Source organism: Pseudomonas sp. ADAK18 (assembly GCF_012935695.1).
In the GTDB taxonomy this organism is placed as follows: Bacteria; Pseudomonadota; Gammaproteobacteria; order Pseudomonadales; family Pseudomonadaceae; genus Aquipseudomonas.
Genome location: NZ_CP052859.1, coordinates 3,892,744 through 3,907,548, shown reverse-complemented (window position 1 = coordinate 3,907,548; position 14,805 = coordinate 3,892,744). Strand labels below are relative to the sequence as shown.

The following is a 14,805-nucleotide window of genomic DNA, read 5'->3' as shown; positions in this document are numbered from 1 at the left end:
CGGCGGTGCGACGATTCGACTTGCTCGCACCGCCGCTCCCACATGTTGATCCGCAGTGCTTTATAAAGCGCGGATCAGCCCTCTTCCAGCCACAACCGCAAGGGCTTGCCTTCGGCCGGCCAGAAGCGGGTTTGCTCGATGGGCGAGATGTCCCAGCGTTCCACGGTCTGCAAGGCTTCAAAGAAACGGTGCTCCTGCTCCATCAACGCTTCGGCGCAGAGTTTGCGGGTGCTGCCGATCTTGCCGAAGCTCAGCTTGTCGCCGTCCAGGGTGTACGGCGCAAACCAGTGGTTGCAGCCGCCATTGCCATAGGCCCGGCCGTCGGAGCCGAGGGTGACGGTCAAGTGGGCGTAGTCCATCAGTGGCCGTTCGCCGATCCACTCCAGCACGTAGCTGTGATCCTGCTGGAGCTTGACCGGCTCACCGGCGCAACCCACCAGGCCTGCTCCCAGCGCAGCGAGCAGGAACAGCGGCTTCATTGAGCCGCCTTCTGGCATTTCGGGCAGCGATGCTTGTCACCGACCGTGGCCCAGCCCAACTCGGCGATCCGCGCAGTGGCGGCCGGTTGCAGGGGTTCCTTGGTCAGTTTGGTCTCTACCGAGAACTCAAATTCAAGCGTCGCCTCACAGCTGTCGCAGTTGACGTTCCAGGTGTGAATCTCCAGCTCGCCGAACTTCGGCCCCTGGGCCATGGCGACCCATTGGCCAGCCGGCTTGAGGGAATAGCGAGCGTCGCCTTCAACGGTCAGGCGCATTGACAGGGTCTTGCTGCCGCGAAGGGTGACGATCAGCACATCGCCGTTTTTAATCGAACCACCGTTGCCGGTGACTTGATAACGGCCCGGTACCAGGGCGCGGCATTCGATCAGGGTGTGTTGCGGGCTCAGCAAGCTGAAGCGGAAATCGTGTTCGGCCATGGATCCTCCAAATAGGCGCGGCATCCTATCACGGGCCGCAGCCCATCATCGCCCGGGTATGTGACCATTGATCAGCCGTCGACCACGTTCTGCGGCAGCCCGTCGGCCCATGCCGCGATGTTCGCCAAGGTAGTGCCGGCAATCGCTGCCAGGGCCTCACGGGTCAGGAACGCCTGGTGCGCGGTGATGATCACGTTGGGGAAGGTCAGCAGGCGCGCCAGCACGTCGTCTTGCAGCGGCAAGTCTGAGCGGTCCTCGAAAAACAGCTGCGCCTCTTCTTCATAGACATCCAGTCCCAGGTAGCCCAGTTGGCCCACCTTGAGCGCCTCGATCAGCGCCGGCGTGTCCACCAGGCCGCCGCGTCCGGTATTGATCAGCATGGCACCGGGCTGCATGTGGGCCAGGGACCGGGCGTTGATCAAGTGTTTGCTGTCGGTGGTCAGCGGGCAATGCAGGCTGATGATCTGCGCCTGGGCCAGCAGTTCGGGCAGGGTTACATAGCGGGCGCCCAGCGCTTCGACCTGCGGATTGGGGTAGGGGTCGTACGCCAGCAAGGTACAGCCGAACCCGGCCATGATTTTGGCGAAGGTGGCGCCGATCTGCCCGGTGCCGACCACCCCGACGGTCTTGCCCACCAGGTCGAAGCCGGTCAGGCCGTGGAGGCTGAAGTCGCCGTCGCGGGTGCGGTTGTAGGCGCGGTGCAGGCGGCGGTTGAGGGCCAGGATCAGCGCGACGGCATGTTCGGCCACCGCATGCGGCGAGTAGGCCGGCACCTGGACGATGGTCAGGCCCAGGCGTTTGGCGGCCGCCAGGTCGACATGGTTGTAACCGGCCGAGCGCAGGGCAATCAGCCGCGTGCCGTGTTGGGCCAGGTGTTCCAGCACGGGTGCGCTGAGGTCGTCGTTGATAAAGGCGCAGACGACCTCGTGATGTTCCGCCAGGGCCACGGTGTCGAGGTTCAAGCGGGCGGGTTGGAATTGCAGTTCCATGCCCACGGGTAACGCTTCGCCCAGGAAGCTGTCACGGTCGTAGGCCTGGCTGCTGAAGAGGATGATGCGCATCAAGTCGTTCCTTTGGACTGAGGCCAGCTAACGGACTCCCCGTAGACAAGCAGGCCGCTACTGTGTGTGTCGGTCAGGCGCTGACCCGCGCCTCACTGGCCAGTCGTGTGATCGCCAGGTCCAACTCATCCAGGGCGGCCATGGCCCTGGCGTCATCCTGCTTGAGCAGGGTTTCGGCCCGTTGGCAGGCTGCGCGCAATTGCGGGACGCCGCAGTAACGGGTGGCACCGTGCAGGCGGTGCACCCGTTCGATCAAGGCGTTGTGGTCGCTGGCTTCCCGGGCGATGCGAATGGCTTCGCGGTCGGCTTCCAGGGAGGCCAGCAACATGGCGAGCATGTCGGCGGCCAAGTCGGCCTTGCCAGCCGCCAGGCGCAAACCTTCCTCGTGGTCGAGGACCGGCAGTTGAGCCGCATGGACAACGGCTTCCGTACCGCGCTCCTGGCCTTGGTTGCGCAAGGCCAACCCTGTCCACTTCAACACCACCTGGGCTAGTTGCCGTTCACTGATGGGTTTGGTCAGGTAGTCATCCATGCCGCTTTGCAGCAGGGCCCGCTTTTCGTTGGCCATGGCGTGTGCGGTGAGGGCGACCACCGGCAACGGTGTGCCGTGGCGCTCGCTTTCCCACTGGCGAATCGCTTCGGTGCTCTGGCGGCCGTCCATGCCGGGCATTTGCACGTCCATCAGCACCAGGTCGAAGGTTTCCTTTTTCACCGCGTCGATCGCGGCGTACCCGCTTTCCACTGCGAGGACCTTGGCGCCCATGTCTTCCAGCAGCGTTTGCACCAGCAGCAGGTTGGCCGGGTTGTCGTCGACACACAGCACCCGTGGCGCGCGGCTGGACAGGGGCTCGCCCGGTTCGCTGCGCATCGGTCGCGGGCTGATCAGGTCGGCCAGGGCCCGTCGCAGTTTGCGGGTGCAGGCCGGCTTGGCCTGCAACTGGCTGTTGGGGTTGGGGACCGACTCGTTGAACAGCATCTGTTCGGTGGTTGGGCACAGCACCAGGACCTTGCAGCCCAAGTGTTCGAGGTCCCAGAGATGCTGGTTCAGGCGTTCCGGCGGAATGTCATTGGCGGTGATGCCCAGTACTGCCAGGCCAATTTCCTGTTCGGTCTGATGGGCGCTGGTGATGCCGTTGGTCAGACTCTCCAGGGTGTTGAACAGGGTCACTTCCAGGCCGCAGTCTTCCAATTGATGTTGCAGGGCCTGGCGCGCCAGTTCGTGGTTTTCCAGCACGGCCACGCGTCGACCCAGCAGCGGTGGGGAGGGCAGGTCTTCGGCATCGTCGCGGGTTTTTGGCAGGTTGAGGCTGATCCAGAATTCCGAGCCTTCCCCTGGTGTACTGTCGACGCCGATTTCGCCGCCCATCTGTTCGATCAGGCGCTTGGAAATCACCAGGCCCAAACCGGTGCCGCCTGGTTGTCGGGACAGCGAATTATCGGCTTGGCTGAACGCCTGGAACAACGCCCGTACATCCTGATTGGACAGGCCGATGCCGGTGTCCTGGACACTGATGCGCAGTTGCACGCTGTCTTCTTGCTCGTCTTCGAGCATGGTGCGGGCGACGATGGTGCCTTCGCGGGTGAACTTGATCGCGTTGCTGACCAGATTGGTCAGAATCTGCTTGAGCCGCAAGGGGTCGCCCACCAGGGCCAACGGCGTGTCGCGGTAGACCAGGCTGACCAGTTCCAACTGCTTGGCATGGGCGGCCGGGGCGAGGATGGTCAAGGTGTCTTGCAACAGGTCCCGCAGGTTGAACGGGATGCTGTCGAGCACCAGTTTGCCGGCTTCGATTTTCGAAAAATCGAGGATTTCGTTGATGATCCCCAACAGGTTGTCGGCGGATTTTTCGATGGTCCCCAGATAGTCCAACTGACGGGGCGACAGCTCGCTTTTCTGCAACAGGTGGGTGAACCCCAGGATGCCGTTCAGCGGTGTGCGGATTTCATGGCTCATGTTGGCCAGGAATTCCGATTTTATACGGCTGGCCTCCAGGGCCTCCTTGCGGGCCAGGTCCAGCTCGATGTTCTGGATTTCGATGGTTTCCAGGTTTTGCCGCACGTCTTCAGTGGCCTGGTCGATGCTGTGTTGCAATTCTTCCTGGGCGTTTTGCAGGGTCTCGGCCATGCGGTTGATGCCCGAGGCCAGTTGATCCAGTTCCTGGCTGCCCAGCGGTGGCAGGCGGGTTTCCAGGTTGCCGTCCTTGAGTTGGGCGACGGCTTGTTTGATCTGGCCTATGGGTGAGTTGATCGTGCGGCTGATGCGCAGGGCCAGTGCGGCGGTGCAGATCAGGCCGATGGCGATCAACAGCAGGCTGGCAAACAGGCTGCGATAGCCGCGCAGCAACATACCGTTGTGGGAAAGCTCCAACTCGACCCAGCCCAGCAGGCGGTCGGCCTCATCGGGAATCAGTTCGCCGGCCAGGTTGCGATGGCGACCAAAGACCGGCAGCAGATAGCGGGTTGCATCATTGCCGGTGCGCTGCAACAGGTGAGAGCTGTTGCCAATGGGCGGCTGATTGAGCATGGTCGGGCCGGCATGGGCCAAGGGCGTGCGGTCCGGCCCAAGGAAGGACACGGCGCGTACGTCCGCTTGTTCCAGGGATTGGGTAGCAATGCGTTCCAGCAGGTCGGTGTTCTTGGTGCCTAGGGCTGGGGCCACCAGGGGTGCCAGTTGTTCGGCAATCATTTCGCCGCGATTGAGCAACTGCGTTTGCAACTCCGACAGCTGCATCCAGGTGAAATAGCCGCCCAGTAGCAATGCCATCAGGCTGGTAGGCAATAAGGTCAGCAACAGTACGCGGCCTTTTATCCCCATTCTTCTAAGCACGCCACTCTCCTGCTACCACGCTGTTGTCGAATTCTGCGCAGGCATCCGGCCCGCGCCACCTGCGCAGTGTAGCCATTTGCGCGGTGTGGAATCTTGCAAATTAATGACGTGAGGCAAACATCGGGCCATTGAACGCCCGGTGGCGGTTGCCTAGGACCAGGCAATCTTGAATAATCAGTCATTGAGAATGACTTGCAGACGCTAATGAATCCCGCAGCAATTGGCCTTCCCAGCATCCTGACCATTGAAGATGATCCCGTACTGGGCGCTTATGTCCATGAACAACTGGGGCGTTGTGGTTTTCAGGTGACCTGGTGCCAGAACGGCCAGGCAGGTCTGAAAATGGCCCGCGAGCAAGCGTTCGACGTGGTGTTGATGGATATTCTGTTGCCGGGTATGGACGGTCTGTCGATCCTTACCCATTTGCGCCAGAGCCATTCGATCCCGGTGATCCTGATGTCGGCCCTGGGCGCGGAAGCCGACCGTATCAGCGGCTTTCGCCTGGGGGCGGATGATTATCTGCCCAAGCCGTTCAGCATGATCGAGCTGCGGGTGCGCATTGAGGCGATTCTGCGGCGGGTGGCCCTGGATCGGCGACCGCTACCGGCCCTTGCCGCAGTACGTAACGATGCCCGCAGCCTGCGCTTTGACGATGAGCGGTGTGACGTCTTTCACCAGGAACAATGGGCCGGTTTGACCCGCAGTGAATACCGCCTGTTGGAGACCTTGCACCGCAATGGTGAAGAGGTGCTCAGCAAGGCGTTCCTTTATCAGCATGTGTTGCAGCGCGGCTACGCGCCCCATGATCGTAGCCTGGACATGCACGTCAGTCAGATCCGCCGCAAGCTCAAGACCATCGGTTATACCGGCCGTGAAGTACGCACCGTGTGGGGCAAGGGCTACGTGTTGAGTGGTCTCGATGAAGGGGCTTGAATGTTCACTCAAGCGGCTGCCGGGCAAGCACTCGTTATTCTGGAAGCTGGCCTGCCTGTTGATTGCCTTTTGTCTGCTGATGATCTGGCTCAGTTGGTCGTGGGGCCGATACATGGAGCAGCAGGGCGCTTTTTTGTCCGATGACGCCCGTGCCACCTTGAGTGGGTATGCGGCCGGTGCGGAACTGGCCTGGAACACCGGGGGCAGTGCTGGCGTGGATGCCTGGATGCAAACAATGGGCAAGCGTGAGTCCACTTGGTTGGGGGTGATCGGCAACGACCTGCAATCCCTGAGCAGCTACCCGCTGACTGACAAGGAAAGCCAGCGCCTGACCTTTCTGCGGGGCCTGGACTGGCCCGTGAGCCGCCACGCCAAGGGGCTGCCGTGGCTGAAAATCCCGTTTCCCGTTGACCCCGGCGTCGGTGCGCTGGTCATCGAATTGCCGCAACGTTTCATGCCTGGGCGCTATCAGGTGTTCTGGCGCGTGGTCACCAATGGGGTGATCCCCGGTTTGTTCACCTTGTTGCTGTGTGTGGGGCTCTATCGACTGCTGATCATGCCCCTCAATCACCTGCGCGAGCAGGCCAACGCCTGGCGTGCTGATCAACTGGCCACCCGTCTTTCCCATGACGCCACCAGCCGTCAGGATGAACTGGGTGAACTGGGTCGCGCTTTCAATCACATGTCCGAGCGGCTGCAAAGTACTGTGGCCCTGCAGCAACAGTTGTTGCGCGACCTGTCCCATGAACTGCGCACGCCGTTGAGTCGCCTGCGGGTGGCCTGTGACAGCGAGCAGGATCTGCCACAGTTGCGTGAACGTCTGGGGCGGGAAATCGACGGCATGCAACGCCTGGTGGAGGACACCCTGCAACTGGCTTGGCTGGACACTGAACGTGCGCCGCTGCCTCAGGAAGACATCCAGGTCCAGGCCTTGTGGGACATGCTCAGGGAAAACGCCTGCTTTGAAAGCGGCTGGCCTGTTTCACGCTTGCAGTGCGGATTGGAAGCCGATTGCTGGGTGCGCGGCCACCTGAATTCCCTGGCTCAGGCTCTGGAAAATATCCTGCGCAATGCTATTCGGCACTCGCCGGAGGCAGGCGTTGTGCGTCTGGATGGGCGTTGCGAAGGTGGCGAGTGGCACTTGTGGCTGCAAGATCAGGGTGGGGGCGTCGATGAAGAAGAATTGGAGCGGATCTTCGAACCGTTTACCCGGTTGGACGGTTCCCGCCCTGGAGACGGCGGCTTCGGCCTGGGCTTGAGCATTGCTCGCAACGCGGTGCAGCGCCAGGGCGGTCGCCTATGGGCGGAAAACGCCGGGCAAGGCTTGCGGGTGCATATGCGCTTGTCGGCCCGATAGCGTCAGGGCCTACGCAGTTTGCGCTTCTTCCACTGCCGCGCGACCCACCAGCGCCAATACAGCATGGTCAAGCAGTAGCCCAGGGCGCCCAGCACCAACCCCATCACCACCGAGCCCAACAGGAAGGGTTGCCAGAGTGTCGACAACTGCCCGCTGATCCACTCCCAGGTCAGTTCGTCGGGAAGGCTACGGGGTGGGAGGTTCATCAACCACGCCCCGGTCATGTAGGTGCAGAAGAATATGGGCGGCATGGTGATCGGGTTGGTCAGCCACACCAGGCTCACCGCAATGGGCATATTGCCGCGTACCGCGATGGCCAGGACGGCGGCCAACAGCATTTGCAATGGCATGGGAATAAACGCCGCGAACAAACCGACCGCCATGGCGCGGGCAACCGAATGCCGATTGAGGTGCCAGAGGTTCGGGTCATGCAGCAACTTACCGAGAAAGCGTAAGGATTTGTGTTCCCTGATACTGGTCGGATCGGGCATGTACCGTTTGAATAAGCGCCGTGGCATAAGGGATCCAGGTCAGTTCGAGGGGCAAGTATGACCGCATTTTACGAACAGGAAATTCAGACTTTGTGACAAAAGATCATAGTCTGCGCCGTGGGAGCAGCTAACACTCGATGGGTCACTTTCAAGGAATGATCCATGAGAACAGGGATGTTCGCACTCGCCGTGGGGCTGCTTGTCCTGCGATTTTTGCCTGCACTGCCGTCGACGGGCTGGCTGCTGGCCATGCCGATGTTGGCATTGATGCTGTTACCGTTTCGCACCTATCCATTGGCGTTTTTCCTGCTGGGTTTGAGCTGGGCTTGCCTTAGCGCGCAGTGGGCCCTGAATGACCGGCTGGTGCCTTCGTTGGACGGGCAGACCCGCTGGCTGGAGGGCCGGATCACCGGGCTGCCGCAACAGACCGACGGGGTGGTGCGCTTTGAACTGGCCGACAGTCGGTCACGCAAGGATTTGCTGCCCAAACGTATCCGCGTGACCTGGCATGGCGGCCCACCGGTTCATAGCGGGGAGCGCTGGCGCCTGGCTGTCACACTCAAGCGTCCTTCCGGGTTGCTCAATGGCCATGGCTTTGACTATGAGGCCTGGCTGTTGGCCCAGCGTATTGGTGCCACCGGTTCGGTCAAAGACGGCCAGCGTCTGGCTCCTGCCCGGCATGCCTTACGCGATTCGATCCGCCAGCGTCTGTTGACGGTGGATGCGCAAGGCCGCGAGGCAGGTCTGGTGGCGCTGGTACTGGGAGATGGTTCGGGCTTGGCGTCGCAGGATTGGCGGACATTACAGGACACGGGCACCGTTCACCTGCTGGTGATTTCCGGCCAGCATATCGGGTTGTTGGCGGGGTTGATCTACGGATTGGTGGCCGGCCTTGCCCGTTATGGCTGTTGGCCTATGCGGTTGGCGTGGTTGCCCTGGGCGTGTGGCCTGGCGTTTGCCGCCGCGCTGGGGTACGGCTTGCTGGCAGGGTTCCAGGTACCGGTGCAACGGGCCTGTGTCATGGTGGGGCTGGTATTGCTGTGGCGCCTGCGGTTTCGTCATTTGGGGATCTGGTGGCCATTGTTGCTGGCACTCAATGGCGTGCTGATCCTGGAGCCGCTGGCCAGCCTGCAGCCGGGGTTCTGGCTATCGTTTGCTGCCGTCGCTGTGCTGATCCTGGCTTTCAGCGGCCGATTGGGTCCCTGGAATCCCTGGCAAACCTGGACCCGCGCCCAATGGTTGATTGCCATCGGCCTGTTCCCGGTGCTGCTGATACTGGGCTTGCCCATTAGCCTCAGCGGGCCCTTGGCCAATCTGTTTGCCGTGCCGTGGATCAGCCTGGTGGTGTTGCCGTTGGCGCTGCTGGGGACTTTGTCATTACCGTTACCCTTTATAGGAGAGGGTTTGTTGTGGCTGGCGGGTGGTGCGCTCGATTGGTTGTTCAGGGGCCTGGACCTGTTGGCGCAACGCTTGCCGGCCTGGACGCCCGCCGAGGTGCCCATCGGCTATTGGCTGGTGAGCCTGTTGGGCGCGGTGTTGCTGTTGCTGCCCAAGGGCGTGCCGTTTCGCCTGTTGGGTTGGCCGATGTTGCTGTTGGCGGTGTTCCCCCCGCGTGAATCGGTGCCCCATGGTCAGGTTGATGTCGTGCAACTGGACGTCGGGCAGGGGCTGGCGATCATGCTCCGTACCCGCAACCACACGTTGCTGTACGACGCCGGGCCCCGGTTTGGCGAATTTGACCTCGGCGCGCGGGTCGTCCTGCCGGCATTACGCAAGTTCGGTGTCACGGCACTGGACGTGATGCTGCTGAGTCATGCCGACGCCGATCATGCCGGTGGCGCGGCGGCTATTGCCCAAGGTCTGCCGATCAAGCGGGTGGTGGGCGGGGAAACCGATGGGCTGCCGGCCTTCCTGGGCGTTCAACCCTGTATCAGCGGGGAACAGTGGGAGTGGGACGGCGTAAAATTCGAGCTGTGGCAATGGCCGGACGCGACCAACGGCAATCAAAAGTCCTGTGTGCTGCTGGTGCAGGCCAGAGGCGAGCGGTTGATGCTGACTGGCGATATCGACCGTGATGCCGAACGGGCGCTGCTGACCACCTCGCTGGCGGTGCGCACCGATTGGCTGCAAGCCCCTCACCATGGTAGCCAAAGTTCTTCCTCATGGCGGTTTCTCCAGCGGCTCGCGCCCACGGCGGTGCTGATTTCACGGGGGCGTGGCAACGCCTTCGGCCATCCTCATCCGCAGGTCATGGCGCGTTATCAGGCGCTGGGCAGCGCGATTTATGACAGCGCCGAACAGGGCGCTCTACGCTTGCAACTAGGAACCTTCCAGCCACCGGTCGCCGCTCGCAGTCAACGTCGCTTCTGGCGCGAACCCCCACCGCAATCCGGCGTTACCAAAGACCGGGTGCCTGCGACATGATGCACCTGGGCGGGCTAGCCCTTCCTGGGGAGCCTCTATGCTAAAGTGGCGCACTTTTTCGAGGGGGCATTCACTGTGTGGGAATTGGTCAAATCCGGTGGCTGGATGATGTTGCCGATCATTTTGAGTTCCATTGCCGCTCTCGGCATCATCGCTGAACGCCTGTGGACCCTGCGGGCCAGTCGTGTGACTCCGGAGCATCTGCTGGGGCAGGTCTGGGGCTGGATCAGAGACAAGAAACTGGACAACGCCAAACTCAAGGTACTGCGGGCCAATTCGCCCCTGGGGGAAATTCTCGCCGCAGGGCTGGCCAACTCCAGGCACGGTCGCGAGATCATGAAGGAATGCATCGAGGAGGCCGCCGCTCGGGTCATTCATGAGCTGGAGCGCTATATCAATGCACTGGGCACCATCGCGGCCATGGCGCCGCTGCTCGGGCTGCTGGGTACGGTGCTGGGTATGATCGATATCTTCTCGTCCTTCATGGGCTCGGGCATGACCACCAACGCAGCCGTATTAGCGGGGGGGATTTCCAAGGCCTTGATCACCACGGCGGCGGGCCTGATGGTGGGTATTCCTTCGGTGTTCTTCCACCGCTTCCTGCAACGCCGGATCGATGAGCTGGTGGTGGGCATGGAGCAGGAAGCCATCAAGCTGGTGGAAGTGGTGCAGGGTGACCGTGATGTAGACCTGGTTGAGGGCAAAGCGTGAAATTTCGCCGCAAGCAACGGGAAAACGTCGATATCAACCTGGCGTCGTTGATCGACGTAGTGTTTATCCTGCTGCTGTTTTTTGTCGTCACCACCACGTTTACTCGGGAAACCCAGCTGCGGGTTGACCTGCCGGAAGCGGTCAGTGGCTCGCCGGCGGAAGACTCGCAAGCCAAGCAATTGGACATCGCCATCAGCGCCGACGGCATCTTCTCGGTGAATAACCAGTTGCTGGAGAAAAACGATCTGGCCGGCTTGATGGACGCGCTGCAGAAGGAGTCCGGCGGCGATACCAGCCAGCCACTGTCCATCAGTGCTGACGGTAAGACCCAGCACCAGGCTGTGATCACCGCTATGGATGCCGCAGGCAAGCTCGGTTTCAGCCATTTGCGCATGACCACTGTCGAGGCGGCGAAGCAACCCTGATGGCCATGTCCGATCGTTTGCTCAATGCCTGGTACGCCGGCCATCCGGCCCTCAAGCTCTTGCGGCCATTGGAATGGCTCTATCGCCGGGTGGTGCGGCGCAAGCGCGAGCGCTTCCTGGTGGGCGAGGGTGAGATCTACCAGTCGCCGGTGCCGTTGATCGTGGTCGGTAATATCACCGTCGGCGGCACCGGCAAGACGCCATTGATTCTCTGGCTGATTGAGCACTGCCAACGCGCCGGTTTGCGCGTGGGTGTGGTCAGCCGTGGTTATGGCGCCAAGCCGCCGCAGTTGCCCTGGCGCGTAGAAGCCAGCCACAGCGCCGAGGTGGCGGGGGATGAACCCTTGCTGATCGTCCAGCGCAGCGGCGTACCGCTGATGATCGACCCCGACCGCAGCCGTGCGGTGCAGGCGTTGCTGGCGAGCGAGACACTGGATCTGATCCTGTCCGACGACGGCCTGCAACATTACCGTCTGGCCCGTGACCTGGAACTGGTGTTGATTGACGCCGCCCGAGGCTTGGGCAATGGCCGTTGCCTGCCTGCCGGCCCGTTGCGAGAGCCGATCGAGCGTTTGCAAAGTGTCGACGCGCTTCTTTATAACGGCGCAGGCTCGGACCGTGACGATGGCTTTGCCTTTCGTCTGTTGCCCAGCGCCTTGGTCAACCTGAAAAGCGGTGAGCGCAAGCCCGTCGACCATTTCCCGGTGGGGCAGCACATTCACGCCGTGGCTGGTATCGGCAACCCGCAACGTTTCTTCAATACGCTTGAAACGCTACACTGGCTGGCGCTACCCCATGCTTTTGCCGACCACGCGCCCTACAGCGCCGAGGTCCTGAACTTCACACCACAATGGCCTCTGGTCATGACTGAAAAGGACGCGGTGAAGTGCCGCGCCTTTGCCCAGCCCGACTGGTGGTACCTTGCGGTGGATGCGGCACCGTCACCGGCGTTCATCGCCTGGTTCGACACGCAGTTGATGCGTTTACTGCCCGCCCGTCTTTTGCCTTAAAACGTTGCTCTCCAGGAAACACTCATGGACACCAAACTGCTCGACATCCTCGCTTGCCCGATTTGCAAAGGTCCACTCAAGCTCAGCGCTGACAAAACCGAGCTGATCAGCAAGGGCGCTGGCCTGGCTTACCCGATCCGCGATGGCATTCCGGTGATGCTTGAAAGCGAAGCCCGTACCTTGACCACCGACGAGCGCCTGGATAAATGACCACCGCCTTCACCGTTGTCATTCCGTCGCGCTATGCCTCCACCCGTCTGCCGGGCAAACCCCTGCAGATGATCGGCAGCAAGCCGATGATCCAGTTGGTCTGGGAACAGGCCTGCAAGAGCAGCGCCGAGCGTGTGGTCGTGGCCACCGATGACCTGCGCATCATCGAAGCCTGCAAGGGCTTTGGCGCCGAAGCGGTGTTGACGCGTGAAGATCACAATTCCGGCACCGACCGTCTGGCCGAAGTGGCCACGCAGCTTGGATTGGCGCCTGACGCCATTGTGGTCAATGTGCAAGGCGACGAACCGCTGATCCCGCCCGGCGTCATCGACCAGGTGGCCGCCAATCTCGCGGCCCATGGCGAAGCACGCATGGCGACCCTGGCCGAGCCGATCGAAGACATTGAAACCCTGTTCAATCCGAACGTGGTGAAAGTGGTCAGCGACATCAATGGTCTGGCACTGACCTTCAGCCGCTCCACCTTGCCGTGGGCGCGGGATGACTTCGCCAGGAATCCTGATGTGTTGCCGGCTGGCGTGCCTTACCGCCGCCACATTGGCATCTATGCCTACCGCGCCGGTTTCCTCCATGACTTTGTCAGTTGGGGGCCGTGCTGGCTGGAAAACACCGAATCCCTGGAGCAACTGCGTGCCTTGTGGCACGGCGTGCGGATCCATGTGGGCGACGCCCTGGAAGCGCCACCGGCCGGTGTCGACACGCTTGAAGACCTCGAGCGCGTGCGCCGTCTGCTGGGGGCTTGATGGAAGTTCTGTTCGTCTGCCTGGGTAACATTTGTCGCTCGCCCACCGCCGAAGGCGTGCTGCGCCGCAAGCTGCGTGAAGCGGGGTTGGCAGCTCAGGTCGAAGTGGCCTCCGCCGGCACCGGTGAGTGGCACATTGGCAAGGCACCGGACAAACGCAGCCAGCGCGCAGCGTTGCAGCGGGGTTACGATTTGTCGGCCCAGCGTGCCCAGCAGGTGTCCCGTGCCGACTTTTCCCGGTATGACCTGATCCTGGCCATGGACCACAGCAACCTGCGCAACCTCAAGGCGATGCAACCGGCCCAAGGCAAGGCGGAGCTGGACCTGTTCCTGCGCCGCTACGACTCGGTGGTGGATGAAGTGCCAGACCCGTACTACGAGGGCGAGCAAGGATTCGAACAGGTATTGGACCTGATCGAGCGCGCCTGTGATTTGTTGGTGATTGAATTGAAGGGGCGGTTATGACCTTGCACGTTCAAGCGCAGGTTTCGCTCAAGCCGTTCAACAGCTTTGGCATCGATGTGCGCGCCCGGTTGTTTGCACAGGCCCACAGTGACGCCGACGTGCGTGAGGCCCTGGCCTATGCAGCTGGGCAACAACTGCCATTGCTGGTGATTGGTGGTGGCAGCAACCTGTTGCTGACCCAGGACATCGATGCCGTGGTGCTGCGCATGGCCACCCAGGGTATTCGGGTGCTCCACGACGATGGCGTGCAGGTCGTGGTCGAAGCCGAAGCCGGCGAAACCTGGCATCCGTTTGTGCTGTGGACCCTGGAGCACGGTTTTTCCGGTCTGGAAAACCTCAGCCTGATCCCTGGCACGGTCGGGGCGGCACCGATGCAGAACATCGGCGCTTACGGTGTAGAGATCAAGGACGTGTTTTGCGGCCTGACTGCCCTGGATCGCCAGACCGGCGAACTGCGGGACTTCAGCCTGGCTGAATGTAACTTTGCTTACCGTGACAGCCTGTTCAAGCACGAAGTGGGGCGTTGGCTGATCTTGCGGGTACGTTTTGCCCTGAGTCGCGCTGTGCACTTGAAGCTGGAGTACGGTCCGGTTCAGCAGCGACTGACCGAGCAAGGGGTTACTCTGGCGACGCCAAGCGATGTCAGTCGGGCGATATGCAGCATTCGTAGCGAGAAACTGCCAGACCCTGCGGTACTGGGCAATGCGGGCAGTTTCTTCAAGAACCCACTGGTTTCCCAGGTGCTGGCTGCCGAGTTGCAGGGCTTGTACCCGGATCTGGTGGCTTACCCTCAGGCGGACGGGCAGATGAAATTGGCCGCCGGCTGGTTGATCGACAAGGCTGGCTGGAAAGGCTTTCGCGAGGGTGATGCCGGCGTGCATCGCTTGCAGGCTCTGGTATTGGTCAACTACGGCGGCGCCACGGGGTTAGAGATTTCCAACCTGGCGCAACGGATCCAACAGGACATCGCCCAGCGCTTCAAGGTTGATTTGGAAATGGAGCCCAATCGCTATTGAGCTAAGCTTCTTTTTTGACTGATCGAGCCCTGCATTGCAGGGCTTTTTTGTTCTCTTCACACCGTAATGCCAGGTGAGTTAACTTAGCTGACTAACGATGCTTTCTTTTGCTTTATATCGATGCCGTTCATCAAGGGTCCAGTGAAGATCCGTCTTCACAAGAGAGCCCGATTAGCCTGAGCCATCTGCGTGAACCGAT

General features: G+C 61.5%; 15 protein-coding genes. 10 read left to right on the top strand and 5 right to left on the bottom strand.

All coding sequences use genetic code 11. The annotated features are described in order from the left end of the window. Window positions 1-74: 74 nt before the first annotated feature. The 4 genes from HKK55_RS17555 to HKK55_RS17540 all read right to left on the bottom strand — a co-directional run bounded on the left by HKK55_RS17555 (window position 75) and on the right by HKK55_RS17540 (window position 4,804). Entirely contained in the window at window positions 75-479 is a 405-nt protein-coding gene (locus tag HKK55_RS17555) for an META domain-containing protein (protein ID WP_169355839.1), read from the bottom strand. Further along, complete coding sequence (locus tag HKK55_RS17550; protein ID WP_169355838.1) at window positions 476-916, bottom strand: hypothetical protein; 441 nt, start codon at window positions 914-916, stop codon at window positions 476-478. Before HKK55_RS17550 ends, HKK55_RS17555 begins: the two co-directional genes overlap by 4 nt. A 71-nt stretch (window positions 917-987) precedes the next feature. Then, complete coding sequence (locus tag HKK55_RS17545) at window positions 988-1,977, bottom strand: 2-hydroxyacid dehydrogenase (RefSeq protein ID WP_169355837.1); 990 nt, start codon at window positions 1,975-1,977, stop codon at window positions 988-990. A gap of 73 nt (window positions 1,978-2,050) precedes the next feature. Further along, window positions 2,051-4,804 carry a response regulator gene (locus HKK55_RS17540; RefSeq protein WP_169355836.1) on the bottom strand — a complete coding sequence of 918 codons (2,754 nt, stop codon included), beginning with the start codon at window positions 4,802-4,804 and terminating at the stop codon, window positions 2,051-2,053. 204 nt (window positions 4,805-5,008) lie between these two features. On the opposite strand from HKK55_RS17540, the gene HKK55_RS17535 reads away from it, so the two are divergent. Together HKK55_RS17535 and HKK55_RS17530 are read left to right on the top strand one after the other, a co-directional pair. After that, entirely contained in the window at window positions 5,009-5,737 is a 729-nt protein-coding gene (locus tag HKK55_RS17535; RefSeq protein ID WP_169355835.1) for a response regulator transcription factor, read from the top strand. Beyond that, window positions 5,724-7,094 (top strand): sensor histidine kinase, encoded by a 1,371-nt coding sequence (locus tag HKK55_RS17530; RefSeq protein WP_169355834.1) that lies wholly within the window; start codon window positions 5,724-5,726, stop codon window positions 7,092-7,094. Before HKK55_RS17535 ends, HKK55_RS17530 begins: the two co-directional genes overlap by 14 nt. Window positions 7,095-7,096: 2 nt before the next feature. On the opposite strand, the gene HKK55_RS17525 is transcribed toward HKK55_RS17530, so the two are convergent. Beyond that, window positions 7,097-7,612, bottom strand: a complete 516-nt coding sequence (locus tag HKK55_RS17525; RefSeq protein ID WP_155583174.1) for a DUF2062 domain-containing protein — start codon at window positions 7,610-7,612, stop codon at window positions 7,097-7,099. A gap of 135 nt (window positions 7,613-7,747) precedes the next feature. Here HKK55_RS17525 and HKK55_RS17520 point away from each other — a divergent pair, with 135 nt between their 5' ends. The 8 genes from HKK55_RS17520 to murB all read left to right on the top strand — a co-directional run bounded on the left by HKK55_RS17520 (window position 7,748) and on the right by murB (window position 14,606). After that, entirely contained in the window at window positions 7,748-10,009 is a 2,262-nt protein-coding gene (locus tag HKK55_RS17520; RefSeq protein ID WP_237151265.1) for a DNA internalization-related competence protein ComEC/Rec2, read from the top strand. 75 nt (window positions 10,010-10,084) lie between these two features. Next, on the top strand, window positions 10,085-10,720 hold the full coding sequence (locus HKK55_RS17515) for a MotA/TolQ/ExbB proton channel family protein (RefSeq protein WP_169355833.1): 636 nt from the start codon (window positions 10,085-10,087) through the stop codon (window positions 10,718-10,720). Beyond that, on the top strand, window positions 10,717-11,145 hold the full coding sequence (locus HKK55_RS17510; protein WP_169355832.1) for a biopolymer transporter ExbD: 429 nt from the start codon (window positions 10,717-10,719) through the stop codon (window positions 11,143-11,145). The genes HKK55_RS17515 and HKK55_RS17510 overlap by 4 nt, the downstream gene beginning before the upstream one ends. Continuing rightward, the gene (gene lpxK, locus HKK55_RS17505; protein ID WP_169355831.1) at window positions 11,145-12,155 is read left to right on the top strand and encodes a tetraacyldisaccharide 4'-kinase; all 1,011 of its coding nucleotides are present in this window, start codon (window positions 11,145-11,147) and stop codon (window positions 12,153-12,155) included. Before HKK55_RS17510 ends, lpxK begins: the two co-directional genes overlap by 1 nt. 24 nt (window positions 12,156-12,179) lie before the next feature. Further along, entirely contained in the window at window positions 12,180-12,365 is a 186-nt protein-coding gene (locus tag HKK55_RS17500) for a Trm112 family protein (RefSeq protein WP_003174668.1), read from the top strand. Further along, window positions 12,362-13,126: a 3-deoxy-manno-octulosonate cytidylyltransferase gene (gene kdsB, locus HKK55_RS17495; RefSeq protein WP_169355830.1), complete on the top strand. Its 765-nt coding sequence runs from the start codon at window positions 12,362-12,364 to the stop codon at window positions 13,124-13,126. The genes HKK55_RS17500 and kdsB overlap by 4 nt, the downstream gene beginning before the upstream one ends. Next, entirely contained in the window at window positions 13,126-13,590 is a 465-nt protein-coding gene (locus tag HKK55_RS17490) for a low molecular weight protein-tyrosine-phosphatase (protein WP_169355829.1), read from the top strand. Before kdsB ends, HKK55_RS17490 begins: the two co-directional genes overlap by 1 nt. Then, window positions 13,587-14,606, top strand: coding sequence for a UDP-N-acetylmuramate dehydrogenase (murB, locus tag HKK55_RS17485; RefSeq protein ID WP_169355828.1), 1,020 nt, complete (start codon window positions 13,587-13,589; stop codon window positions 14,604-14,606). Before HKK55_RS17490 ends, murB begins: the two co-directional genes overlap by 4 nt. Window positions 14,607-14,805: the final 199 nt, after the last annotated feature.